Source organism: Streptomyces sp. SID14478 (assembly GCF_010548525.1).
Taxonomy (GTDB): Bacteria; Actinomycetota; Actinomycetes; order Streptomycetales; family Streptomycetaceae; genus Streptomyces.
In genome coordinates this window covers 1-661 of sequence record NZ_JAAGMG010000290.1, presented here as the reverse complement: position 1 = coordinate 661, position 661 = coordinate 1, and the positions used below count along the sequence as shown (strand labels likewise).

1 pseudogene is annotated in these 661 nt (G+C 73.5%); it reads right to left on the bottom strand.

From position 1 onward, the window contains the following. Positions 1-361: pseudogene (locus tag G3I40_RS09895) on the bottom strand (ABC transporter permease); the annotation flags it as partial. Between the last annotated feature and the right edge of the window lie 300 nt (positions 362-661).

The window sequence follows — 661 nt, the reverse complement described above, 5'->3', positions numbered from 1 at the left end:
CGAGGCCCGACCGCTCCTGCACGCCGAACGCGGAGACGGCCGCGGTGTGGCCGCCGGACTCGGCGTTCACGGTCCTGATGCCGAGCGGCCGTGCGCTGCGCACCCCCGGCTGCCCGGCAAGCTCCTGCCACTGCGCGCGGGCGACGGCGGACCCGGTGAACGACACCGACTGGCCGTCCGCGGGCCGCGCGAACGCGACGTGGTCGGCGGGCAGTCCGGTCAGCGCCGAGGTGTTGTCCCGGGCGAGTCCGGCGGTCAGCCCGGACAGCAGTCCCACCAGCAGCGTGATCAGTACGATCACGGTTCCCATCAGGGCGAACCTGCCCCTGGCGAACCGTAGGTCTCTCCATGCGACGAACATGCGGTCCACCCTGCTGCCCGGGACCCCGCGCGGGCATCGCGCCACAGCACGCTTCACCCGAATCGAAGGGGGGACGCCTCTTTCCACCTTTCGGTTGACCGGTCGGGCCCGCCGGGTTCGTACCCTGGACAGCGGTATGGATCCCCGTTCGCTCACCCCCGCCCTGCGCTCGCTGCGCCTCTGCCTGCATCTGCTGATGGCCGGGCTGCTCGCGCTGGCCGTCGTGCGGGGGCTGACCGGCCGCACGGCCGAGCCGGTCGCCGCCGTGGTGACGGTGGCCGCGGCGCTGGGCGCCCTGTA